Genomic DNA, 24,539 nt, shown 5'->3' on the forward strand with positions numbered 1-24,539 from the left:
TTAGTGTCTAAAAATAAACGTTGCGGGATATCATGACTCATTTTGATGCTGTGCTTTTAATAAATGTTCCTCAGCCATTTCTCTTTTCACATCTTGAATTAAATCAATAATTTTCTCATGGGAATCATATCCTGTATTATCTAAGGACTCCTTTACCTGCGCTGCTAATTTTTCTAGGGGAAGTAATGTTTGTTGATGAAAATATTCTTGCTGAATTTGTGCAGCAGCTTGTGTTAAAATAAGTTTTAACTCAGTTTCTAGAGTGCGTCCATTTTGTTCTGCTTGATATTTGAGTTTTTCGACTAAGTTGGGTTCTAGGTTATCTATAATTATTTTCATATTTTTTGATACATTTGTTTTGTTTATTTAAAAAAATAGCATTTTTCAATGTCTCGTCCAAAACGCAATTTACAACCAGGTTTCTGTTATCACATTACTACCCGTTGCAATAACCGTGAATTTCGACTTACACGGTTAGAATGTCGGGAAGTGTTTCTTTATGCGATTAAAAAAGCACAACAAAAGTATGGTTTTAAACTCTATGCACTGTGCATTATGAGTAATCATGTTCATTATCTCCTAGAACCAAAACAACCAGAAGAATTACCAAAAGTTATGCACTGGTTAAACTGGTACACTGCTATGTGTTTTAATCGAATGCTGAACCGTACAGGTCATTTTTGGGAAAAGCGATATCACAGTACAGGTTTTGAAAATACAGATTATCGTCGTGCCTTAAATACTTTGCGCTATATTCACGCTAACCCGAAAGCAGCAGGAATACAGCAAGGATTTTTTTATGACTTTAGCAATTACGGCACTCATGACCGCTTGAGTAATGATGGTATCACTCAATGGCATCCGGCATTTTTGCAATTGGGGAGAACTCTGGAAGAATGTGCAGCTAAATATCGGCAGTTTTGCAAGAAGTATAAACCAAAGGCCAAACCAGAAAAAAGAAACCACTGGGGAAGTCGGTTTTTGCCGTCAATGAAGAAAAGCGGTAAAAGCAAGAAGTCTCCAGGACAGATGAGTTTACCTTGGGATAAGCAAAAGGTAACGGAAAGTACGGAGGTGCAGGAGGTAGCAGAAAAATTTATCCACGCAAATAGCTTTTTCTCTGCCGTGCCAGGTAACGAAATTCGCAAATGCTGATTCTAGCGTGGGAAAGGGGGCTGTAATAAATATTTACGAATCTCGGAAAGCCTTAGATGTTACAGTTTACAAGTCTCGATGCGAGAGAAGTCTAACAAAAGGATGGAAGGTATCATTCAAAACATTCAAAAGGTTGTACAAGGAAGGTATACCTTATATTGTAGGTAGGTAGACCTAAGGTAGGTATGTGTCCTTTGGGTGACTTCATTGTATAAACTTTATCCACCCACTTTCCTTCCACTGTCCATCCCACCTTTTCTTTAAATTTTATCCAGGCTTCTTCATAATACTTGCCGTCAGCTATGCCACCGACGCTCAAGTAAATTTCCTTTTGGATGCTGAAGCCAAATTGACCATTGCTATATTTTACCCATAGTTTGTCAATTGTGCGAAGATCAGTACAAGGAAAGTTTAAAAGTTCTTCGTTCCTAATCCAGTCGCCTTTCTCACGGCCTACAGCCTTTAACATTACCAGATATGTTTCATAGTCTGCATCTTTCCAGTTACCTGCTTTGAGTAAGTCACGCAGTTTAGTATAGTCTATGCCTTTTTCTGAGCTAAGGTCATCTTCACTGCTAGAAGTTTTCTTTTCCTCTGAGGTATTATTTGGAGACGAAATTAACCTATCCTGAATTGGTTTTACATCCTCATCTCTGAGTTTTAAAAGTTGCTGGAAATGTTTTAACTCATCTAATCTAACTTGGGTGAGATTTACTTCATGCTGTACAGCCTCTTGCAAAGCTTCTTCATACTCTTTCAAATTAGCTTGGTATATACGATAAGGTTTTAGAACTTCATCCTGTATTTGTTTAACTTCATCATCTGATAAACCTAATTCATTTTGATGACGTTTTAAAATTCGATTACCAATAGTTGAAATTTTACCATCACCTAAATATTTTTCTACTTCTTTGCGATACTTCAATTTTGGATTGCCAATAGGTGCTTTTGCTACCTTAATTTTGAATCCTTCTTCCACAGCATAAATCTTGGGACTCATCGCTGGTGCTGCTTCCTGCACTTTTTTTCGTGCAAATTCATGCAATTCATCAACAGAAATCACGCCATCATTATCAGTGTCAGCCGCTCCAGTTTCAATACCATTAACAATGTAACGGGTATAAACTGATAATTCTTCTCCTGTTTGTTCAAAGGAATATTCGCTAGAAGAGGAAGAAGTCAAAACTGCCCTACCTTTTCCTCCCAATTGCTGATTAATGTTAACACTACTATCATCTTTTGCTTTCATCCCTTCGGCAAAAGCACCACTAAAGCAAGCATCCAGAATAATTACCTGTCGCTGAGAACGGCTTCTGTCCATGAATTTATGTATTGAACTGGCAGCAGTAGCACTAGTTATGACTAAATCACCATTACCATATTTGCGAGTTTCGCTATTAGTTAAATATAAATTACCACTATCATCTGTAATTCCATGACCAGAGAAATAAAGCAGCAATAAATCATCTTTTTGACGGTTAGCAAAAAGCTTTTCAATAGCATTTTCCATATCCTGTCTTTGGGGATTTTGCATGACTATAATTTCACCCTCAGCAAAACCACCCATTTCTGGATGCTGTAAAACTCGCTGCATTGCTTCCACATCTTTTACAGCCCCAGCCAAGTTATTTAAGCCTGGTTGATATTCACTTACCCCTATCAGTAGTGCAATTCTCGCCATTATCCAGCCTTATTTGTTGTTAATAAAATCTTGTGCTTTTTGCCAAGCAAAATCAAATTCTTCTTTACTACTGGCTTCGACATTGATTTCCCGACCATCTGGGGCTTTAACATTGAGTTTAATCGGTTTGTTACCCAAACGTTCTGCCAAAAATCCGAACAATTTCAAAAAATTAGCAGGGTTTACTTGTGTCGTTAGCAGTCCAGGTAAAAAACCCCCTCCAGCTTTGTTTCCTTCTGGTGGGTTGGGGTCAATAACGCGGTTAACTTCTTCTACTTCATCTAGCTTCTGCATTTGACTCAGTAGCTTCTGCACTTCCTGATTTTTTTCCTCGTTGTCTAAGTCTGAATCAGTGAAGGCAATGGTAATTTTAAAATTGGATGTGTCCGACATACTACCAGGCTGTTATTTCAAATTTGCTCATTATTATACCAATATCAGCCTGATAAATTGCGTTAATAAGGTAATTTTTGCCCATTTTTTAGAGCGAAGTACGAATTTTTCCCTTACAGGAGCTATGATAGCTGATCGGTCAATTCATAATTGAAAAAATTTGATTCTTATACATTCTCAATAAATAAGACTTTCTCCCCAGCAATATCTAACATCAAAAACAATCGCTACCATTTTCTAAACGAATCATATTTCTATACTGCAAACGGGTGAAAACTGAACTTATGTCATACTGAGCGTAACGTAGTGCAGAGAAGTATCTCGGAGATTCTTCACTTCGTTCAGAATGACATTTTCAATACTATTGCCAAAACCCTGAAACCCTATTGATATCGTCACGATTTCATTGGGTTCAAGACCTATTTAGGAAAATTGGCAATAGTATTGATTTTCAAACCGTTTTTAGTATACATAATATAATGAGGATAGAAATTCTATCTTTAGGATTGTCAAGAATGTATCAAACAGATCCGCCACTTTCCCCTAAAGAAACATTACCAACAATGTATGATCTTCCTAGCGAAGACCCGGAGGAACCAGGCTTGCCAGATCAATTTCATTTATTGCAACCACAATTGTTAGCAGAAACATTCCGTCCACCAAATTATCCCACTCAAGAGATATTTACAGGCAGTGATCTGAATCTTTACTATGATTTGCGTCATCCTTCATGGTATAAACGCCCAGATTGGTTTGGAGTTTTAGGTGTACCATATCTGTACGAAAATAGAGATTTAAGATTAAGTTATGTGGTGTGGCAAGAAGGAGTAAGCCCTCATATTATAGTTGAATTACTCTCACCTGGAACAGAAAAAGAAGACTTAGGGCAATCATTAAGGGATGTTGAAAAACCTCCCGGTAAATGGGAAGTTTATGAACAAATTTTAAGAATACCCTACTACGCCATCTTTGACCGTTATAAATCTGAATTTAGAATGTTTCAGTTAAAGGGCGCTCGTTATGCTGAAATAAATTTATCAGATGATCGGGTTTGGATTTCAGAAATAGAATTAGGTTTAGGGGTGTGGCAAGGCACTTATAAAAATGTGGAAATGCCTTGGTTACGTTGGTATGATCAAGATGGTAATTGGATATTAACCAGTACAGAAAGAGAAAGACAAAAAGCTGAACAGGAAAGGCAGAAAGCTGAACAAGAAAGGCAGAAAGCTGAACAAGAAAGGCAGAAAGCTGAACAAGAAAGGCAGAAAGCTGAACAAGAAAGGCAGAAAACAGAAAGATTAATTGCCCAATTACGATCGCTTGGTGTTGAACCTGATTTAGATTAGATGTAATCTCTTATTCTCTAATTCCCAGTCATAGACTGGGAATGAATGCTATCTTGATGAAACTTTCCCATCTTCACGCACTTCTAAAAGTGGATACTTATGAGCAGGTTGCAAACGCTGGCGAATTGTCCCAATGATAATATACAAAATTGGCACAATAAACAAACTTAAAAAAGTCGCAACAAACATACCTCCAAACACAGCAGTACCTAGAGATTGACGACTTGCTGCACCTGCACCTGTTGCAGTTACCAAAGGGAAAATACCCAAAAGAGTTGAAAAGGCAGTCATCAAAATTGGACGTAAACGCCCTTGTGCTGCTTCTACTGCGGCTTTAGTAATTGATAAACCTTGTTGTTCTCGTAATTGATTGGCAAATTCTACAATTAGAATTGCGTTTTTACTTGCTAAACCAATTAACATTACTAACCCTACTTGGCAAAATACATCATTACTTAAACCCCGTAGTGATTGCGATGCTAAAGCTCCCATAATAGCTAGAGGAACTGCAAGCAAAATAATCAAAGGATCTACATAGTTTTCATACTGTGCCGCTAATACTAAAAAGACAAAAACTAAGCCCAAAGCAAAAATGAGAGGTGCTTGTCCACCTGATTCTTTTTCCTCGGCGACAATACCCGACCATTCATATCCCATACTCGTGGGTAAAATCTCTTTTGCTAGTTGTTCCATAGCTTTAGTTGCTTGTCCAGAACTAAAACCAGGAGCCGGAGAACCGTTAATTTCAATTGAGCGTAATAAGTTGTAGTGATTGATTGTTTGCGCTCCGGTTGTAGGAGTCAATTTGACTAAACTACTGAGAGGAATCATCTGATCATTGTCAGAACGCACATATAATGAATTGATATCATTTGGGTTTGAGCGAAACTGAGCATCTGCTTGGATATATACCCGATATGTGCGAGATAGAAAATTAAAGTCGTTGACATATCTGGAACCCAAGTAACTTTGTAGGGTTGTGAAGATATCTTCAATGGAAACTTGCAGAGATTTAGCTTTATTCCGGTCTACCTCAATTAAAATTTGGGGTGTATTGGCTTTAAAGGTGCTAAATACAGCTTGTAATCCTGGAGTCTGATTACCGCGCATCATAAATTGACCGACAGTTCCCAGCATAGAATTTAAGCTGTTAGTGCCGGATATGTCTTGTAACTGAAACTGAAAACCACTAAAACTGCCTAAACCGCGAATTGCGGGGGGATTAACTGGAAAAACGCTGGCTTCGGTAATTCCTGAGAATGTTTGTGCTAATTGACCAATTAGGGCTTGTACCGTTTGATTTGGTTTGGTGCGTTCGTCCCAGGATTTGAGAGTAGAGAAAATTACGCCGCTATTAGCAGTATTCCCACTAAAACTAAAGCCACCAATGGCAAAAGTACCTGTAATTTCTGGCAATTTCAGGATTTCGGCTTCTACCTTACTCATGACGTTGCTGGTGTATTCAAGTGAAGAACCTTCTGGCCCTTGAATGATGGTGATGAAATAACCTTGGTCTTCGTCAGGTAGAAATGATGATGGTACGGTCATGTACAGCCAAGCCGTAATACCTAATAAACCAATAAATGCGATCGCAACAATCGCTTTTATTTTGGTCAAAAATCTGACAGATCGCGCATATCCCCGCTGCATGGCATCTAAAAACCAGTTGATTCGACCAAATACCCAGCCGAAAATGCCTCTGGGTTGGGGTCGAGGACGCAACAGCAACGCCGCCAGAGAAGGTGTGAGAGTTAAAGCTAAAAAGGTGGAGATGACAATAGAAAAGGCAATTGTGAGGGCAAATTGTTGATAAATTTGTCCAGTGGAACCTGGGAAAAATGCTACAGGTACAAACACAGCCATCAGTACCAAAGAGGTAGCAATTACCGCTCCAGTCAGTTCATGCATAGCTGCGGATGCGGCTTTTCGGGGTGATACTCCCTTTTCTTGAATTAAGCGGGAGATATCTTCAACTACGATAATCGCGTCATCAACTACCATCCCTGTTGCTAGGGTTAAACCGAACATGGTTAAGGTGTTGATAGAAAAGCCAAAGGCTTTAACGAAGGCGAAAGTACCAATTAAAGCCAGGGGAATAGTGATGACAGGAATTAAAGTAATGCGCCAATCTTGTAAGAAAATAAAGATAACAAGAATAACAAGAGCGATCGCTTCTAATAGCGTCTTCACCACTTCCGCTAAGGACTCTTCTACAATCGTAGTGGTGTCAAATGCCACTTGATACTTCATCCCTGGTGGAAAGCTTTGAGAAAGTCTCACCATTTCCTTTTTCACTGACCTAGCAACGTCCAAGACATTACTTCCCGGTGTCGGAAAAATCCCTATCCCTACACCTTCATTAGCCTTAAATCGGAGAAATGAGCTATAGTTTTGAGCGCCAAGTTCTGCTCTACCTACATCTTTCAACTTGATCAAACTACCATCAGCAGCAGTTTTAATCACTAAATTGTTAAACTCCTCCGGTTCTGTCAGTCTACTAACCGCCCTCAAGTCAATTTGATACATCTGCCCATCTGGTGCTGGCTGCTGTCCAATTTGCCCCGCACCCACCTGTAAGTTTTGTTCATTGATGGCATCAACAACATCTTGAGTAGTTAAGTTGCGACTAGCAAGTTTATTAGGATCAAGCCACAGACGCATTGCATAGAGGCGTTCACCAAAAATCCGCGCCTCACTTACACCTTTGATGCGTTTTAGAGCATCTGCTAAATACAAATCAGCGTAATTACTTAAAAATACAGTATCAAATTCTTGATTATCACTATATAAACCCATCGCCAACAGGATATTGTTCGACTGCTTACTGACAGTAACTCCTGTTTGCTTTACAGACTCTGGTAACTGCGGTTCAGCCAAAGAAACGCGGTTTTGTACCTCAACGGCGGCAATATCTTTATCCCGCGAAGCATCAAATGTGACAGTAATGTTGCTACTGCCATCATTACTACTACTCGAAGTCATGTATTTAATGCCTTCGACACCATTAATCTGACGTTCTAAGACAGTTGTAACCGTGCTTTCCACAATTTCTGCACTAGCACCAACATAATTAGAATTGACAATAATCTGCGTCGGACTAATCTCTGGATACTGTGCTGTGGGCAAAGTCGGAATACTGATTGCACCTAACAGCAAAATGATAATAGCGCAGACACTGGTAAAAACAGGTCGCTTAATAAAGAAATCAACCATAATTAATTCGTAATTGAAAGCGAGTAGTCAGTAGTCAGGAGTTCAGTAGTGAAGAGAGTATCTTTCTAATCTTCCCAATCAATCACTCAGGCATTATCGGTAGTCCATCTCTGAGGTTTTGGATTCCGGAGACGATTAGTTTTTCATCTGCTTTTAGCCCTTCAATTACTTGGTAATCATTACCTTTGATATTGCCTAGCTTCACTCGCTTTTGCTTGGCTATTAATTGGGAAGCACCTTCAGGAGATTTTTCTGTTTGGGCTACAAACACAAAGTTTTCTCCGGCTATCCGAGATACGGCTGTTGTGGGAATCAAAACTCCAGAACGTTGATCCCAAATCACTCTGGCTCGAATTAATTGATCTGCCCGTAGTTGACCTGCGGAATTGTTATAAAGTGCTTTAACGAGTATTGATTGGGAATTATTATTGATACTGGGAGAGATAAAAAATACTTCGGTAGTACCCAGGGTTTGACCTTGGGCGTTAATTAATTCTACTGGTAATCCCTGACGTAATTGGGAACCTCTTTCTAAGGGAACAGGGATTTTAACTTCTAAAGGTCGATTTTGAGTAATGGTAGCTAATGGTGTGGAATTACTGACAAAATCACCTACTTTAACAGGGACATCGCCGACAGTACCATTAAAGGGAGCAGTAATTTTGTAATACTGAAGTTCTACTTGTTGTTGTCTAACATTGGCATCAGCTTGGAGTAAGGATTTTTCTGCCTGAGATATGGTAGCTTGCTGGGCTTGAATTCGAGAATCTATCGCCCCTAGTTGGGCTTTTGCTGTAGCCAGTCTATTGGCATATTGATCTTTAGTTTGACGAGACACTGCTCCTTGTGCGGCTAATTCAGAGTAGCGATCGTAATCCTGCTGATTTAAGCGCACATCAGCAACATTAGCGAGACGTTCTGCTTGCAGAGATTTGAGGGTAGCGCGAGCATTTTCTAGTTGTGCCTGAGAAGCTTGACCAGCAGCAGACAAACTATTCACTGCGGCTTGTTGCTGTCTGGCATCTATTTGCATAATGGCTGCACCAGCTACGACAGGATCTCCTGATCTGACAAATATTTGGGCAACTTGACCCTGAATTCTGGGTTGGAGATTGACTGAGCGTCTAGATTCTAGACTGGCAATATATTCTGTCGTATCTTCAACTGTGCCTGTTTGCACTGTCGATAGTTTGACTTTTACTGCTGGGGGTTGAGCATTAGCTGCGGCTGGATTTTGGTTAGGAGTTAGCAACTTCCAAGCTATAGCCGTTCCACCCCCAATTACTAAGACTAGAGCTAACAATAAGCGTAGCCACCGTCTTGATTGTGGCGGTGGCTCAAATGATGGCTGAGGAATATCTTCAAAATCAGTTTGAGGCTCAGGAGATGTCATAGCTGATAGAAAGTTGAAGGAGGGAATATTTAAAACTCTATCTGGAACTGTATTATATTGATTTTGAAATTCCTCATTTAGCATGAGGTACTAAAAAAATTTATGTGTTAGCTCATCTCAATATACAAGATTTATAATTTTTTACAATCTACCGGAAGGTTAATTATAGGACTTACCCATTGAGAAAATCTATCAAATATAAATTATGGATTTTAGCTCTTGTAGGGTGCATCAAACCAGATAATTTAGCACACAAGAGATTTTCTCTATCTCACGCACCGCACTAACAAGTTTAAAAGAGATCAGATATAAAGATGATGCCAATCATGCTTTTTGCTGGTAATGATTGGGAACTATAGAATTATAGAAACGGATAGGGTGGTTAGGACATCAACCAAATGATGAAAATCTTGCTAAAAAAGGGTTTTAGTCCTGAATTCTGACTCCTGACTCCTGCTATAAAGTCAATTTCAGACCCTGGATAGGCAAGCGAAACGACAATGACTAGCGATTTTATCACTGTAGATAAAAGTACGTATGACTCTCTGCAACAAGAAGTAGTAGAACTACGTAAAAGAGTTGCAAATTTGACTCAGACTCAATTCTCAACTCCTGTGAAGTATAACTATGAACAGATAGACTTATTCATGGAATATACACCAGCTGCGATCGCTATCTTTGACTGTCAAATGCATTATGTATTAGCAAGTCGGCGCTGGCGAGAAGACTATGGCTTAGGCGATGAAGAAATTATCGGCCGCAGTCACTATGAAATTTTACCCAATCTTCCCCAGTATTGGCAAGAAATTCACCAACGCTGTTTAGCAGGTACATTTGAAAAATGTGAAGAGGATAGTTTTTCCCGTGCTGATGGCACAATTGAATGGGTGAAATGGGAAATACATCCTTGGTATCAAACAGCCAATGAAATCGGTGGCATTATCATGTTTACAGAGGTAATTACCACTCGCAAACAAGCAGAAATAGCCTTAGCAGATAGTGAAAGACGTTATGAAGAATTAGAAGCTAAAATAAATGAACGTACAACCGCTTTGCGTCAGAGTGAAGCTCGGTTACAGAGATTGGCAGATAATGTACCAGGAATGATGTATGAATTTCGTTTATCACCCGATGGCGAAATGTCTTTTCCCTATGTGTCTTCAGGATGTCGAGAACTCTTAGGATTAGAACCAGAACAGATTCAGAAAGATGAATCACTGATATTTAATTCTACTCATCCTGATGATATTAATAACATTAAAGCAGTAATGTTTCAGTCTGCTCAAACCCTAGAAAACTATCAGACTGAGTGGCGTATCACAACCCCTAACAAGCAGAAAAAATGGGTAAAGGCAATAGCTAAACCAGAACGTCAAACCGATAATGGAATCCTCTGGTATGGCTGTCTATTTGACATCACCGAACTCAAACAAGCAGAGGCACAATTACAAGAAAAGGAAGAATTCCTCCGCAATATTTATGAAGGTATTTCACAAGTTATATTTGTCGTTGATGTTCTAGATAATGATGATTTTTGCTTTGCAGGTTGGAATTCTACAGGAGAAAAATTATCAGGAATAAGTCAAGCAGATATTATGGGCAAAAAGCCAGAATATCTACATGGAGAAGTAGAAGCTGTAATAGTACGTCAACGCTACCAAAATTGTATAGAATCTGGTACAAGCATCAGCTATGAAGAATTACTCACTATTAAAAATGAGCAGACATGGTGGATGACTACGCTCAATCCTTTGAAAGACAGTGATGGTAGAATTTATAGACTAGTGGGGACAACTCTGAATATTACAGAACGCAAGCAAGCTGAAGAAGCACTCCAAGCAAGTCAGCATTTCATTCAACGTATTACCGATTCTTCTCCCAATCTTCTCTATATTTTCGACTTAGAAGAACAACGTAACGTTTATACCAATCAAGCAATTAGTGATTTCCTTGGTTACTCTAATCAAGAAATGGAAAAAATTGATGCAGATTTCATGTCTTCCATTATCCATCCAGAAGATAGGGAAAAAGTTATAGAACATTGGCAAAGGTTTATTAATGCTCAAGATGGAGAAATTTTAGAAATTGAATATCGCATGAAAAATGTAAATAGTGAATGGTGCTGGTTATATAGTCGAGATACCATTTTCTATCGTCAAAGCAATGGTCAAGTTAAGCAAATTTTAGGAGTAGCTACAAATATTACAGAACGAAAAAAAGCAGAAATAATGTTACAACAGCAGACCCAAAATTTAGAAAAAACTCTACTGGATCTCAAACAAACACAAATTAAACTTATTCATAGTGAAAAAATGTCATCACTGGGAAATATGGTTGCTGGTATTGCTCATGAAATAAACAATCCAGTTAATTTTATTCATGGCAATCTTTCACCAGCAAATGAATATGTTAAAGACTTATTAAAATTGGTCGAATTATATCAAAAATACTTCCCTGAAGCACCAGAAGAAATTCAAGAAAAAATCGAAAATATAGAATTAGATTTTATCAAATTAGACGTTATCAAAATTCTCAATTCCATGAGTGTAGGCACTGATCGCATTCGAGAAATTGTCCTTTCATTGCGTAATTTTTCTCGTTTAGATGAATCAGAAATTAAGGAAGTAAATATTCATGAAGGCATTGATAGTACTTTGATGATTCTGCAAAATCGCCTAAAATCCAAACCCAATTATTCGGAAATAGAGATAATTAAAAATTACGGCGATTTGCCATTAATTCAATGTTATCCAGGTCAACTCAATCAGGTCTTTATGAACATTTTGAGTAATGCTATTGATGCTTTAGAAAATGCAGACCTAGTTAATAAAAACAGAAAAATTCATATTGTTACTGAACAAATTAATAATCACCGATTAGCTATCAGGATATTTGATAATGGTCTAGGAATTCCTGCGGAAATTATTCCCAAATTATTTGACCCATTTTTTACGACAAAGGATGTAGGTAAAGGTACAGGTTTGGGACTTTCTATTAGTTACCAAATTATAGTAGATAAACATCAAGGTAATTTATATTGTTATTCCACCCTTGGCAAAGGAGCAGAATTTGTGATTGAAATTCCTATGACTCAAATAGCGTAAAAATTCAGGAGTCAGGAATCAGAAGAATATTTTTCTCTTCTGTTCCCTGTTATATCAAACATTCTGTATCCTGAATCCTGACCAAATACCAACACACAAATAAGATACTTTTTGGTGAAATTTTCCATAATTTTTATATATAATTAACATGACACCTATTTGGGTGACAATTGCCCAATGTGGCAAAATCTTAACCATAAAACGCTAAATTTGTCAATTTATTGTGATTGGCTGCAAATAACAGCATTATTTTGGTAAACTACAACCTGCGTAAGATATTAGTGATTAATCGTATTTACAAAACCGGACTTGTACGAGCTTCGGTCTCAATAACAAAGGTTTAAAGATGTTTACTTCATCAGAAACTCCTATAATTGCGGCAGTTGTGCTAGTCGCTTTCGGCATTTTGGGTTGGGGCTTTTATCGTGCCAAACCCTTCGGTAAGCTGGGAATCTTAGCCTGGTTACAGTCGGTAGTATTGATGGCTCCTTGGCTGCTGTTCTTTGGCTGCTTTGCCGCTGGTATTTACATCAATATAGCGGGTGTATTGTTGTTGCTGGTAGCTTCAACTGGGGTGTATATTTTCTTGGGTAAACAGTTACGCGATGCTGGTCAAGATGCCATTATCAAGCAACGAGCCACAGAAAGACTAGCGGCTGAAACCTCCCAAGCAGCAAATTCCACAAAAAATGGCAACAATTCAGCAGTAGTTGCAGAACTGAAACCAGAGGAAATGACAATACCAGAGGAAGATTTGCATACAATTAAAGGTATTTTTGGTATTGACACATTTTTTGCTACCGAAACTATTCCTTATCAAGAAGGAGCAATTTTCAAAGGTAATTTACGGGGAGAACCAGAAGAAGTTCACAACCGTCTCACTAAAAGTTTACAGGGACGTTTGGGTGATAAATATCGCCTATTTTTAGTTGAAAACACAGACGGTAAACCTGTGATGATTGTTTTGCCTAGTCGCAATGATCCACGTCCCATGCAGTTACCCCAAAAGGTATTTGCAGTGATTTTGTTAGTGGCAACTATTGCTACCAGTCTAGAAGCATCAGGTTTATTACTGAATTTTGATTTATTCTCCAGCCCATCACGTTTTCCTGAAGCTTTACCTATTGGTTTGGGCATATGTACAATTTTAATAGCCCATGAAATTGGTCATTGGTTATTAGCAAAACGTCACCAAGTCCGTTTGAGTTTACCGTTTTTTCTACCCGCTGTACAAATTGGCTCTTTTGGGGCAATTACCAGATTTGAATCTCTTTTACCTAATCGCAAGGCGTTATTTGATATTGCTGTAGCAGGGCCAGCTTTTGGCGGTATTGTTTCTTTGCTGATGTTGGTGACAGGCTTGTTGCTTTCCCACCCAGGTAGTTTATTTCAGTTGCCAAATCAGTTTTTCCAAGGCTCGATTTTGGTGGGTAGCTTGGCGCGGGTTGTGCTAGGTGCGGCTGTAAAAGCGCCTTTAGTAAATGTCCATCCTCTAGTGATCATTGGTTGGTTGGGGTTGGTGATTACGGCTTTAAACTTAATGCCTGCTGGACAATTAGATGGGGGGCGCATTGTGCAGGCAATTTATGGACGCAAAACCGCAGGAAGGGCTACGTTTGCGACTTTAGCTTTGCTGGCATTGGTGTCTCTGGGTAATACTCTAGCGATGTACTGGGCGATCGTCATTTTCTTTTTACAAAGGGATGCAGAACGCCCCAGTTTAAATGAAGTTACTGAACCGGATGATGCTAGAGCCGCTTTAGGTCTTTTAGCTCTATTCTTGATGATTAGCACTCTTTTACCTTTAACGCCCTCTTTAGCTGGACGTTTGGGAATAGGATAGAAGAAGGAGTTCAGGAGTCAGGAGTCAGGAGTCAGGAGTCAGGAGTTAGGATTCAGGAGTCAGGAGAAAGATAAATATTATCCCATCTCCCTATCTCCCAAATCCCTATGGTTTCCAGCCTGTTAGCAAGTTAGGATAACCTGCGGGTTTGGGGAAGATTTGCCGGAAACCAGCTTGACGTTCTGAGGCTGTTTCTTGGCTGAGGTTCCAGAGGGTTTCATAGAAGAAGAAGGAAACTCCGGCAAAATTGCGATCGCGCACTTTCTCTACTTGTGTTTTAATCTGTTGCATGGGAACTGATCTATTTTTCAAGCCGCTCAATATGCCAATGCTGACAGGAATATGGCTTTTTGCAGCTTTCACTTCTGGGTATTCTAATTCGCTGATAAACACATTTAAATCATTGCGATATATCTGCAAAACTAGATCTTCAACTAATCCCATTCTTTCCCATTTCTGCCAATCTGCTAAAAAGTATTCATAAGAGAAACGTTGGGGATTAGGCGCAACGGAAACTAAACAATCTTTTTTATTAGCTTTAATTGCTATAAATACCCGCTTCATAAAATCGGTGATTTTATTAGCTCTCCACCTTACCCATTCTGGATCTTTGGGGTTTTTGGAGGGCGCTTTCCCACCATGTTCTTTTTTGTATAATCCTATAGTGTAGGCATCATATCCTAATTCTGATGGTAAACCGAAATGGTCATCAAATTGAATACCGTCAATATCATAATTTTTGACTATTTCTACAATTAAGTCTTGAATAAAACTTTGGACATCTGGACGAAAGGGACTGAGCCAAACACGCTCATGCGTACCTTCTTTAACAATTTTAGTACCGTCACTGCGGTTAGTGAGCCATTGGGGACGATTTTTAGCTAACAAAGAATCAGCAGGAGCCATAAAGCCAAATTCAAACCAGGGAATAACCGTTAAGCCTTGTTTATGTCCCTCGCTGACAATCTCTTTGAGCATATCCCGCTTTTGTAAACCCGGTGTGGGATCAACGGATTTACCAGTTACTTTAGCTGCAACTTTGCTAGGATAAAGTGTATAACCCCAATTCCAAACAGCGGGATAAACTGTATTAAAGTTAAGATCATCTAAGCGTTGTAGAGATTTCTGCAAGCGTTGGCTCTCAAATAAAACATCACTATCAATATTGGTTAACCATACTCCCCTTAATTCTGATGTTGTCCGCTGGGGAATAGCCGTCTGAGCTTTCAAGGGTAAAGATAGCATCACCACAACTACCATACTCAGCACAACCATAGCCGCAAACAACCCTGATTTTATCCGTTGTCGCACATTCCACCTGAGAAAATTTTCACTCATTGCCTACAAGCACACTAAAAAGCTCTAGTTACAGACTGGCATAACTGCTAAGAAGTTGCCTGATACTAAAAACGGGTTAAAAGTGTCATTCTGAACGAAGTGAAGAATCTCCGAGATACTTCGCTGCACTACGTTATGCTCAGTATGACATAAGTCCAATTTTCAACCGTTTGCAGTATATATGGTAAAAAGTACAAACTTACAGAACTTACTCAACTGATTTTTATATTCCCTGTTCCCTATTCCCTATTACCTCTCTCAACGAGTGAATTTAATTTTGTCCGACTACTTAAATACACTGATAGTTTAATTTGAGCAAAAACATATCTTCAGTATTAGTAGTTACGTCCGTTTCTTTCCTTGACTCAGTAATTGTTGTCAAACCGATTACTAAGCCGTTTCACTTCTAGACAGTAAAAAATTTGCCTAATTTTTCCGGATATGCAAAAAAATTTACGTTTATTGTTACACGTAAATATGTAAGCATGATGAATATCAAACTCGACAAACACACCCCAGATAATCTGGCATCTTTATTTGTCCTTCTCATGGAAGAAGGCATGACACCAAATCAAATTATGGTGGGTATTGTTCGTCTAGCGACGGATAGCAAAGAATTAGAAGGAACTATTGTCTCAGCTGATTGTATACGTTTCTTGTTGGCAACCATGCCAATAGATACAAGCGCTCCAGGAGTTACAGAATTTATTTCATCCCTAGCAAGAGAAGGTGTAACTACCTTAATGTTGTTGGATGCCTTGGGTTTTGCTTGCTATGTCCGTGGTTTATTTGATGCGGCAAACATTATCCGTTTAACTTATCAGCGATTACAAGCGGATAGGATCATATCCCAAATGCTGCGCGATTAAGAAATGATGAATATCAAGTGTTTTTCAGTTTTTTTGCAAAATCAAACAATGCCAAGCAAAAAAATGGTCATCAATACCATTCAGTTCTTTACTCAAAAAATCGAGGTATCCATTGGATGAACTGCTTAAATATTTATATGTTTCCTGTGGGATTTTTAGCCAGTTGTGGTGAAGCGACGGCAAAGCGTTATCAATGAACTGCTGCAACATTAGGGGTGTTGTACAGTGCTTCATCAACAACTGGCGACTAAGTGTAAGTTCTGAGGGCAGACGGCAATCTTTCCCTCTGAATTATCCTTAACTGTTTCATTCTCTTTGTTGATATTTCCATTAAAACGGTAACGGAAAAATTTTGTCTGCCAAATTGCCAAAACCTCGGATGATTGGCTAACACTAGATTTGATTGCATAGATGGGGCGTTGAGGAGCGCCCCAATTTCTTTACAGGAGACAGGAAGCAGGGGGAAAAACCTGAGTTCGGAGTTCGGAGTTTCTCCTTTGGAGACGCTACGCGAACGGATTTCAGAGTTCGGAGACGCTACGCGAACGGAGTTATGATTTTTAAGAGCGAAAGAATAAGGGTTTGAGACTCTTACTGGGGGCGAGTTTTCCACAAATTATCTTATGTGAGAATTCCATAGAATGATTGATCCTGTTTTAATATCATTCCCCTAAAGCTTGTCCCCCGCGAAAGTAGGGGTAATTCATGAATTACCCCTACTTTATTGGATCATGTTTTTTATGGAGTTCTCTGTCGAACTCAGGTGAAAAAGGGTTTTAGTTTGGGTTACTGATTCTGCTCACCTACTTACCAAATTAATTAAGGCGAATTTTTGACAATAATATGTTTTTTAGTATCAAAACTAATAAACCCTTGTTTTTGTAATTGACTGAGTAGTCTTGTAATTGTGACTCTAGTGGTGCAGCAAGCACTAGCAATCTCTTCATGAGTGAAGCGAAAAGTGATCCGGGTTCCTTCTGGTACTGGTTCCCCAAGTTGATCTTTTAAAAGTTCTAATAAATGCTGTAATCTGTCCTGTACTCGTCCTCTGCCAGCAATGAATAAAAAAGATTCTGTTTGTTGTAATCGCTGTTGAATCTTGGGTAGCAGGATGTGACTTAGGTTGGGCAAAACGTTGATTTCTAATATGTGGATTGAGACTAATTCCACATCTTTCAGGGCTGTAGCTTGGTAAATGGATAGAGATGTCATAGTAGAGCCAAAAACCATTCCTGCCGTTGCTAAACCCGTCAGCACTTCTTTACCTGTTTCACAAAATGTATTGAGCTTTACTAAACCCTGACGCACATACCAAATTAATTCTGAGTAGAGGGGAATAGCGTCTCCTTGAGAATATTTATGTACAGGACGATTTTCAATTAAGTCAATGTGATTATCAAGAGTTGTTGATTGTTCTTGCTGATGCTCATAAGTTTTACGTATTAACCAGTAATAAGTAGTAAGTTTTTTATGCTTATTGGAGAGGGCTTTCACTGTTACAGAAGCATTAAAATTATCACCATCTCGTGGTTTGAAAGGTAATAATAATTTTCGGACTTTTGAGGATTTGGATATTTGGAGCAGTTCATCATAAAAGTACAGGTGTTGTTCTCGGTTGATGAAACTAATTATTGGTTTACCAACTAGAAAATTGGAAGAAATATTGAATAAGTGCGCTGCCGCTGTGTTGGCTTGTTTGATGATACCTTTTGGATTAGTGACTAAATAGGCATCTGGTGCAAATTCAAACAAATCTTGGTAGTGTTGGCGTTCTGTTTCCAACAAGTTGCGTGTTTCGATGAGTTCTTCATTTTGTTGATAAAGTTCCTCAACTGCTAGCTGTACCATTTTTGAGGTGCTGTATAGGTCTTTAAACGCTTCTGGTAGCAGATCAGAGGGAATAAAAGGCAATACACTAGCGGTCTGGTACAAATCTGCTAAACGGTTGTTTAATATTTCTGCGCGTTGGACAAATTTTTGTATATTCACCTGATCTTACATTCCTACTTGGTGCTGACAGAGGTTTAATCAAATACTCTAAGTAGCCAAAGTGGTCACATTTGCGGAAATTGATTAAGTATGTGAATCTAAGTTAGAGATAAAATCTCTTTCCTAGAATGGGAGAAGCTATAGACATAGCGGTGAAAATTAAATATGCGTTATCCGAAACCTTGATAGAGAAGTTCTATAGTTAGGGATTTTTATCTACATCTAATGAAACTTAGGTTAATTTTAATAAAAAATTACCCGTGTACTGCCTCCAATAAGTGTAAATTTATCATAAGTAAACTGAAGAAATAATGCCGAAAGGAAAGATAGCATACAAAAATTAATTACATAGCTTACTTCCATGCAGTGGTATGAGAATAGGCATCGACCGAATTTAAATATGGATGAGCCAGACCCCTTAGAGTTCTCCAATTACAAAAATATCCCAAAATTTCTTGTGGTGCGGGCATCTTGCCCGATAATAATACAAGGACGGTTGTGGAGTTCTCTTACACATATGAGTAAACAAGATTCAAAGATTCTCGGCTGAATTTTAAAAATTGAAGTTATATCTGCGTAATAATACTTAAAAATTATCCCTGGCAGATTTGTTCATAGTGTTGACCGGCAATTTCCCAAGTGAATTCTGTTTCTACTAGTTGTCTAGCGTTAACAGAGAGTTGAAATCGGAGTTCTGGTTGTTCAAAAAGTTGAGAAATAGCAGCTATGTATTCTGCGGGTTGATTGGCGCGTAATGCGCGTAGTGGGGTTGTTTGAGCATCTACAGTTAGTCCTTCTAAACCGCGATCGCTCCCAACTATCGGTATACCCGCAGCCATCGCTTCTAGAGTTTTATTTTTTATACCAAATCCTGTCCGCATAGGGACAACACAAATTGTCGATTTATGCAAATATTCTGCCATTGAAGGTACACGTCCAACCACATTAATACCTGGTTTTTCTTTAAGTGCTAAAACTTCTGTTACAGGACGAGAACCGACAATATCAAATGTTGTAGCTGGATATTTTTTTTGGATTTCTGGTAATACTTCATTGCTGAAAAAACAGACAGAATCAATATTAGCTAGATTATCCATTGCCCCGATGAAAATTATTCGATTTCCTCCTGGATCAGAGGGACGATTAGGAAAGGTAACTAAGTCTACACCATTGGGAATAACAGCTATTCCAGCGTTAGAGTTAAACTGTTGCAGTTGTTGCTTATCTTCTGCTGTAGTAACTACAATATTCGAGAATTTTGCACAATAACTTTGCTCATAACGGCGCAATAAAGGCAGATTAATTTTATCTCTAAATTTATTTTCAGATGTACCAGTCGCCAATTGATTTAAACAAGTCCCATAAACCGAACTATGAACATTAACAAGGGTTTTTATATACTTTTGAAAATGGGGACGAATATAAATTTCATTGACGCTATGTTCACAGGTAATGACATCACATTTACCAGCCTCAACAAAGTTATCAACCCACTCTTGCATCTCGACTGAGTAACGATTGAGGACACTTGGGGGTGTTCCTTTTAGCAAAAACGTACCCAACCTCTGGATTTTTTCTACTAATCCTGCTGTTGTTCCCCTATCTGGGGGACGTTCAAAAATGACTAGGTTATCTACGCAATTTCGTAAATCTGCTATTTCTGAATCTGTGACATCAGACTCACGCTGAGTTACTAAAGTAATATGATGGCGTTGACTAAGGTACTTCAGTAAATTAAAGGTTCTTACCTGCGTTCCCCCCCGTGTTGCTGGATAGGGAAAGGTTGAAGATAGCATAAGGATTTTCATAAACGTGACGTGAAGTTTAGTATTTTACTGAGTAAAGCAATAACATAATATACTACAATAGCTTTGAATTGAGACTTGATGTCATTTTGCTCAAACAAAGGATTTGTGACACGCAATCTTGCGGTATTTACATTTTTGCTAATAATGTTGTCAAACCCCAAGTTCTCACTCCTAATAATCTGATCCAAGCCAATTGTTACAAAAAACTATTAATTAATAAAGTAAAAAAATCTATTTTTAAAATTTATGGCTAAAATTACTGTTTGTATCCCTACTTTTAATCGCGTTCAACTCCTACCTTACGCAATTGAAAGTGTCCTCAATCAATCTGAGCAAGATTTTGAGTTAATTATTTGTGATGACGGTTCTAGTGATGACACACCAGAATTAATGTCAAAATACACAGATAACCGTATTAAATATATTCGTCATCCGCAAAATATTGGCAAAAGTAATAATATGCGTTCTGGCTTTGATGCGGCCAGTGGTACATATTTTATTAAATTTGATGATGATGATCGTTTAACACCTGAATTTTTATCACGAACTTCGGCAATTTTAGAAAAAGATTCTAGTGTAGATTTTGTGGGTACAGACCATTGGATAATTGATATTAATAACATTCGAGATGAGGAAGCAACTCAAGAAAATTCTCACCGTTGGGGTAGGAAGAATTTACCAGCAGGTATGGTAGATAATTTATTGGAAGTTGTATTTGTACGCCAAAGTTTTCAAATTGGGGCGACTTTGTTTCGCCGTCAAACTTTGCAAGAATTAGGTTTTATGATGCCTAATTGGCAAAATTGTGAAGATAATGATTTATTTGTACGGTTAGCTGTAGCTGGGAAGAAGGGTTATTATTTACCAGAGTTATTAATGGAATATCGGGTTCATGCAGAACAGCAAGGTATTAATCGGGCTATTCCTTATTTGTATGATAAAATCCGCTATTTAGAAAGTTATAAGTTTGAATTTGAGAAATTAGAGAAAATTAGGAAAAATCGTTTAGCCGAATCTCAGTTGTTTTTAGGTTTGCGTTTGATTGAAAAGGGTGAAACGCAAAAGGGAAGAGAGTTAGTTTTGGCTGGTAAGTCTTGTTCTGCTGCTAAGGCTTGGACTGGTTTAGGTTTATCTATTTTACCTCTTGGGTTAAGAGGTTGGGGGTTTAATTTTGTGCGCCAATTGCGGGGGTAGATTCAGATTTTAAACTATTAGGACTTACGAGGATTTACGCAAGATTGAGTTCAAAACCTGATTATTGAGTAAGGGTAATTCATGAATTACCCCTACTTCCGTTCTGTTTTGCGTAAGTTCTATGATAGTTAGAGTGGTATCTAATAAGCAATACTACTAATTGTAGTTACTATCATAGATGTGTATCAATTTTTTTGCATTCACGCTAGAGTAGTCATGGTTAATATACAGCTAGATTACTCCTATGGATACAAATGAGTTAAAGTTCATTTTAAAGCTGTTGGGATGTCCCAACTATCGTGCTGGCTTGACTAGCACTTTTAGCTCTTTTAAGGGAAAAGACAAAATTTGTAGAGATTTAGGCGATCGCGAACTGGTAGACTATTCACGTGAGATTGCTACAGTTAAAATTTTACCTCCTGGTCAGGCTCTATTGAAACTAGACCCAGCCGAGTTACCTATCACCGACAAAGAGCGTAAGGTGTTGGATAAACTCAGTAAAGCCACTGCTAAAATCGCCCCCAGTGAAATCACTTCTCTGAAAGCTGCGGAACGCGCCGAGATATTGAAAAGCTTGAGTGAACGGGGTTTAATATCAGCAGAAATCAAAATTCAAAGAATCAAAGCTGAGGTTTGGCTGACGGAAAGAGGGATTGAGTTTTTGCGGGATGAATATATTCCCAATCAAGGTGCTAACCCTGTTATTAGTTTGGAGTTGCTTGGTAATTATCTGCGCTTTTTGCGGAAGAATTTGCGGGTTAAGCCAGAACAAGTTTCTGCTCCACTACCTACCAGTGAACAGTTAGGTTTAGACACTATTATCAATCCCAGTGATGAAGAAATTTTACAAATTATTGAGAAATTAGATAGGGAACTGGGTACAGAAAATTATTTACCAATTTTCCATTTACGGCAAAAGTTACAACCTCCCATGTCACGGGATGAATTAGATCAGGCTTTGTATCGGTTACAAAGAATTGACAAAATTGATTTGAGTTCATTGCAAGAAGTTAGTGCTTACACACCAGAACAAATTGACGCGGGAATTCCTCAAAATATAGGTGGTCAATTGTTCTTTCTCACTGTCAATTAAGAATATTACAGCTATTTCTATTCCTCCCATTAGTTCGCCCTTTCATTCAGTATTATCTATGATAGACATTAACAACATCATTAAACGTGAGGTCAACCCTTTTGACGTTATCAATTTAAAGCCTACTAATTTTTGGGCTGACGAGCAAAATTCGACACTAATGGTTGAGTCAATTCACAAAGAGGCAATAATAGATATTGAAAACGTACTTGACTTAGTAGGTAAAGATCATCGTAGTCGTACAGTTTTATTAGCTGGTGATTCTGGTTCGGGTAAAAGTTATTTACTAGGCCGTCTCAAGCGTACTCTTAACCCCAAAGCCTTTTTCGCCTATATTCTCTGCAACTGGGCTGATAGTAGTAATATATGGCGGCATATTTTGCGGCATACCCTTGATAGTTTAATTCAAGTTCCCGAAGGTGAACAAGAATCACAGTTAATGTTGTGGCTCAAAAGTTTATCGGCATTTACAAGAAGTGATATAAAACAAAGAATATTTAATGATAATTTTTGGGAAGCACTACAAAGCAATCGTCAAAAATTTATTAAACATCTCAAGGATACTTATAAAAAAGCAGGTATTTATAATCCTGATATCTTTTTTGGAGTTCTGCACGATCTCGCAAATCCAGAATTATATGATTTGGCTTGCGAATGGCTGCGCGGAGATGACTTAAGTGAAGAGTCAATGAAAGCAATCAAGGTAAAAAACTGTATTGATACAGAAGATGCAGCGAAAAATATTTTGGCTAACTTTGGCAGAATATCTACACAAACACAACCAATAGTTTTATGTTTTGATAATTTAGATACTATGCCCCAGTTACCAGAAGGTTTCTTGGATATACAACCTTTTTTCAATGTCAACACAACAATTCACGGGGATAATCTCAAAAATTTCTTAGTGATTATCAGCGTTATTACAGATACATTGAAACGGCATTTTGACCGGATTCTTCCAGCCGATAAAGCAGGAATACATAAAACAATTCAGTTAAAACGTATTAACATAGAACAAGCAGAAGCTCTTTGGGCTTATCAACTTAAGCCATTACATCAACTAGCCAATCCTAGACCTGAGTCTGATATTTTTCCTTTAAATAAGCAAATTCTAGACACAAACTTTCCGAGTGGTAAAACCATGCCTAGAAACACATTAGTTTTAGGTCGTGAAGAATATCAGCAATATAAAATTTCGCTATTAACTGAAAAGCCAAAGCCCATAGTCAATAAACCAAAACCTATAATTCCTATTTCTCCACCTCCAGATACTCAAGCAGAATTTCAATTACTATGGCTGAAAGAACATAACAAAACTCAGGAAAAAATTACCAAAATATCTTTGTTGTCATCATCTGATTTAATTCTGATGTTACAACAATCTCTATCTGCCTTACAAATGCAGGGAGTTAAACCTAAACTTTTAAGCGGAATTCATTCTACTTATTCCTTGAGTTATCAGCATTCTGGTAAACAAGAAAGAGTAGGAATAGTATGGACAGAAGATTCAAGTATGAATAGCTTTTTTCATATAATGAATGCTTGCCAAACAGTAATTAAAAAAAATCTTTGTCAAACTATGTACTTAATTCGTGGTGGGGATTTAGGAAAACCAAACCTGGCAGGAAATCAACTTTATAGACAGATATTCACAAATACTAATCACGTTCATATTAAACCAAGTCTGTCTTCTATTCACTACTTGGCAACATACCAAAGTTTAGTAAATTCTGCCAAGTCTCAAGAATTAGTAATTAGTGGTAAAACGATTAATTTACAAAGACTAGAAACTTTAATGCGTGAATCTGAGATTTTGCATAAATGTAATTTATTACAGGATTTAGGTATTGTTTCTAAACCAGATAAACCACCAAGTACAACTGGAAATGGCAGGAAAGATTTAAGACCTGTTAAAGAGTTTTTATTAAATCTAGTTACAACCCAAGGTTATATGGGAGTACCTACTTTGATTTCACAGGCTTCTAATCAGTTTTCTGATACAAAAGAAACTGATATTCAACATTTAATTGATCTATTGTGTCAGGAAAGGAAAGTGAAGCTGATTAACCCAAAAGCTAAAGTGCCAGATCAATTAATTTGTTTAGTTGCTTAAATCTACT

16 protein-coding genes are annotated in these 24,539 nt (G+C 38.0%); 8 read left to right on the forward strand and 8 right to left on the reverse strand.

Annotation, left to right across the window (positions count from 1 at the left end; translation table 11 throughout):
- Window positions 1–30: 30 nt before the first annotated feature.
- Window positions 31–339: a FitA-like ribbon-helix-helix domain-containing protein gene (locus tag AC012T_RS22305; RefSeq protein WP_487060863.1), complete on the reverse strand. Its 309-nt coding sequence runs from the start codon at window positions 337–339 to the stop codon at window positions 31–33.
- A 48-nt stretch (window positions 340–387) separates the two neighbouring features.
- Between AC012T_RS22305 and AC012T_RS22310 the strand changes: the two genes are divergently transcribed.
- On the forward strand, window positions 388–1,155 hold the full coding sequence (locus tag AC012T_RS22310; RefSeq protein WP_487060864.1) for a transposase: 768 nt from the start codon (window positions 388–390) through the stop codon (window positions 1,153–1,155).
- Between the two features lie 112 nt (window positions 1,156–1,267).
- On the opposite strand, the gene AC012T_RS22315 is transcribed toward AC012T_RS22310, so the two are convergent.
- Together AC012T_RS22315 and AC012T_RS22320 are read right to left on the reverse strand one after the other, a co-directional pair.
- Entirely contained in the window at window positions 1,268–2,836 is a 1,569-nt protein-coding gene (locus AC012T_RS22315; RefSeq protein ID WP_487060865.1) for a caspase, EACC1-associated type, read from the reverse strand.
- 9 nt (window positions 2,837–2,845) lie between these two features.
- Window positions 2,846–3,229 carry a hypothetical protein gene (locus AC012T_RS22320; RefSeq protein ID WP_487060866.1) on the reverse strand — a complete coding sequence of 128 codons (384 nt, stop codon included), beginning with the start codon at window positions 3,227–3,229 and terminating at the stop codon, window positions 2,846–2,848.
- 515 nt (window positions 3,230–3,744) lie between these two features.
- On the opposite strand from AC012T_RS22320, the gene AC012T_RS22325 reads away from it, so the two are divergent.
- Window positions 3,745–4,575 carry a Uma2 family endonuclease gene (locus AC012T_RS22325; RefSeq protein WP_487060867.1) on the forward strand — a complete coding sequence of 277 codons (831 nt, stop codon included), beginning with the start codon at window positions 3,745–3,747 and terminating at the stop codon, window positions 4,573–4,575.
- A 48-nt stretch (window positions 4,576–4,623) separates the two neighbouring features.
- On the opposite strand, the gene AC012T_RS22330 is transcribed toward AC012T_RS22325, so the two are convergent.
- Window positions 4,624–7,791 (reverse strand): efflux RND transporter permease subunit, encoded by a 3,168-nt coding sequence (locus tag AC012T_RS22330; protein WP_487066696.1) that lies wholly within the window; start codon window positions 7,789–7,791, stop codon window positions 4,624–4,626.
- A 79-nt stretch (window positions 7,792–7,870) separates the two neighbouring features.
- A complete protein-coding gene (locus AC012T_RS22335; RefSeq protein WP_487060868.1) occupies window positions 7,871–9,181 on the reverse strand; it encodes an efflux RND transporter periplasmic adaptor subunit in 1,311 nt (436 codons plus the stop codon).
- 500 nt (window positions 9,182–9,681) lie between these two features.
- Between AC012T_RS22335 and AC012T_RS22340 the strand changes: the two genes are divergently transcribed.
- Window positions 9,682–12,285, forward strand: a complete 2,604-nt coding sequence (locus tag AC012T_RS22340) for a PAS domain-containing sensor histidine kinase (protein ID WP_487060869.1) — start codon at window positions 9,682–9,684, stop codon at window positions 12,283–12,285.
- Between the two features lie 346 nt (window positions 12,286–12,631).
- Window positions 12,632–14,128, forward strand: coding sequence for a site-2 protease family protein (locus tag AC012T_RS22345; RefSeq protein WP_487060870.1), 1,497 nt, complete (start codon window positions 12,632–12,634; stop codon window positions 14,126–14,128).
- 105 nt (window positions 14,129–14,233) lie between these two features.
- On the opposite strand, the gene AC012T_RS22350 is transcribed toward AC012T_RS22345, so the two are convergent.
- Entirely contained in the window at window positions 14,234–15,466 is a 1,233-nt protein-coding gene (locus AC012T_RS22350; RefSeq protein WP_487060871.1) for a glycoside hydrolase family 10-like protein, read from the reverse strand.
- Window positions 15,467–15,954: 488 nt separating this feature from the next.
- On the opposite strand from AC012T_RS22350, the gene AC012T_RS22355 reads away from it, so the two are divergent.
- The gene (locus AC012T_RS22355; protein WP_015215626.1) at window positions 15,955–16,335 is read left to right on the forward strand and encodes a hypothetical protein; all 381 of its coding nucleotides are present in this window, start codon (window positions 15,955–15,957) and stop codon (window positions 16,333–16,335) included.
- A gap of 819 nt (window positions 16,336–17,154) precedes the next feature.
- On the opposite strand, the gene AC012T_RS22360 is transcribed toward AC012T_RS22355, so the two are convergent.
- Both AC012T_RS22360 and AC012T_RS22365 read right to left on the reverse strand, forming a co-directional pair.
- Window positions 17,155–18,324 (reverse strand): helix-turn-helix domain-containing protein, encoded by a 1,170-nt coding sequence (locus AC012T_RS22360; RefSeq protein ID WP_487060873.1) that lies wholly within the window; start codon window positions 18,322–18,324, stop codon window positions 17,155–17,157.
- Between the two features lie 593 nt (window positions 18,325–18,917).
- A complete protein-coding gene (locus AC012T_RS22365) occupies window positions 18,918–20,132 on the reverse strand; it encodes a glycosyltransferase family 4 protein (protein WP_487060875.1) in 1,215 nt (404 codons plus the stop codon).
- Between the two features lie 246 nt (window positions 20,133–20,378).
- Here AC012T_RS22365 and AC012T_RS22370 point away from each other — a divergent pair, with 246 nt between their 5' ends.
- The 3 genes from AC012T_RS22370 (at window position 20,379) to AC012T_RS22380 (ending at window position 24,532) form a co-directional block, all read left to right on the forward strand.
- Window positions 20,379–21,326, forward strand: a complete 948-nt coding sequence (locus tag AC012T_RS22370; RefSeq protein WP_487060877.1) for a glycosyltransferase family 2 protein — start codon at window positions 20,379–20,381, stop codon at window positions 21,324–21,326.
- A 244-nt stretch (window positions 21,327–21,570) separates the two neighbouring features.
- A complete protein-coding gene (locus AC012T_RS22375; RefSeq protein ID WP_487060879.1) occupies window positions 21,571–22,419 on the forward strand; it encodes a transcription factor RcaD in 849 nt (282 codons plus the stop codon).
- Window positions 22,420–22,477: 58 nt separating this feature from the next.
- Window positions 22,478–24,532: a P-loop NTPase family protein gene (locus tag AC012T_RS22380; RefSeq protein ID WP_487060881.1), complete on the forward strand. Its 2,055-nt coding sequence runs from the start codon at window positions 22,478–22,480 to the stop codon at window positions 24,530–24,532.
- The last annotated feature ends 7 nt before the right edge of the window (window positions 24,533–24,539 follow it).

This window comes from Anabaena sp. EIM26 (assembly GCF_057568715.1).

Coding starts and splice junctions, on each gene's coding strand:
- AC012T_RS22305 (WP_487060863.1), bottom strand. CDS start 339: ATGAAAATAATTATAGATAACCTAGAACCCAACTTAGTCGAAAAACTC.
- AC012T_RS22310 (WP_487060864.1), top strand. CDS start 388: ATGTCTCGTCCAAAACGCAATTTACAACCAGGTTTCTGTTATCACATT.
- AC012T_RS22315 (WP_487060865.1), bottom strand. CDS start 2,836: ATGGCGAGAATTGCACTACTGATAGGGGTAAGTGAATATCAACCAGGC.
- AC012T_RS22320 (WP_487060866.1), bottom strand. CDS start 3,229: ATGTCGGACACATCCAATTTTAAAATTACCATTGCCTTCACTGATTCA.
- AC012T_RS22325 (WP_487060867.1), top strand. CDS start 3,745: ATGTATCAAACAGATCCGCCACTTTCCCCTAAAGAAACATTACCAACA.
- AC012T_RS22335 (WP_487060868.1), bottom strand. CDS start 9,181: ATGACATCTCCTGAGCCTCAAACTGATTTTGAAGATATTCCTCAGCCA.
- AC012T_RS22340 (WP_487060869.1), top strand. CDS start 9,682: ATGACTAGCGATTTTATCACTGTAGATAAAAGTACGTATGACTCTCTG.
- AC012T_RS22345 (WP_487060870.1), top strand. CDS start 12,632: ATGTTTACTTCATCAGAAACTCCTATAATTGCGGCAGTTGTGCTAGTC.
- AC012T_RS22350 (WP_487060871.1), bottom strand. CDS start 15,466: ATGAGTGAAAATTTTCTCAGGTGGAATGTGCGACAACGGATAAAATCA.
- AC012T_RS22355 (WP_015215626.1), top strand. CDS start 15,955: ATGAATATCAAACTCGACAAACACACCCCAGATAATCTGGCATCTTTA.
- AC012T_RS22365 (WP_487060875.1), bottom strand. CDS start 20,132: ATGAAAATCCTTATGCTATCTTCAACCTTTCCCTATCCAGCAACACGG.
- AC012T_RS22370 (WP_487060877.1), top strand. CDS start 20,379: ATGGCTAAAATTACTGTTTGTATCCCTACTTTTAATCGCGTTCAACTC.
- AC012T_RS22375 (WP_487060879.1), top strand. CDS start 21,571: ATGGATACAAATGAGTTAAAGTTCATTTTAAAGCTGTTGGGATGTCCC.
- AC012T_RS22380 (WP_487060881.1), top strand. CDS start 22,478: ATGATAGACATTAACAACATCATTAAACGTGAGGTCAACCCTTTTGAC.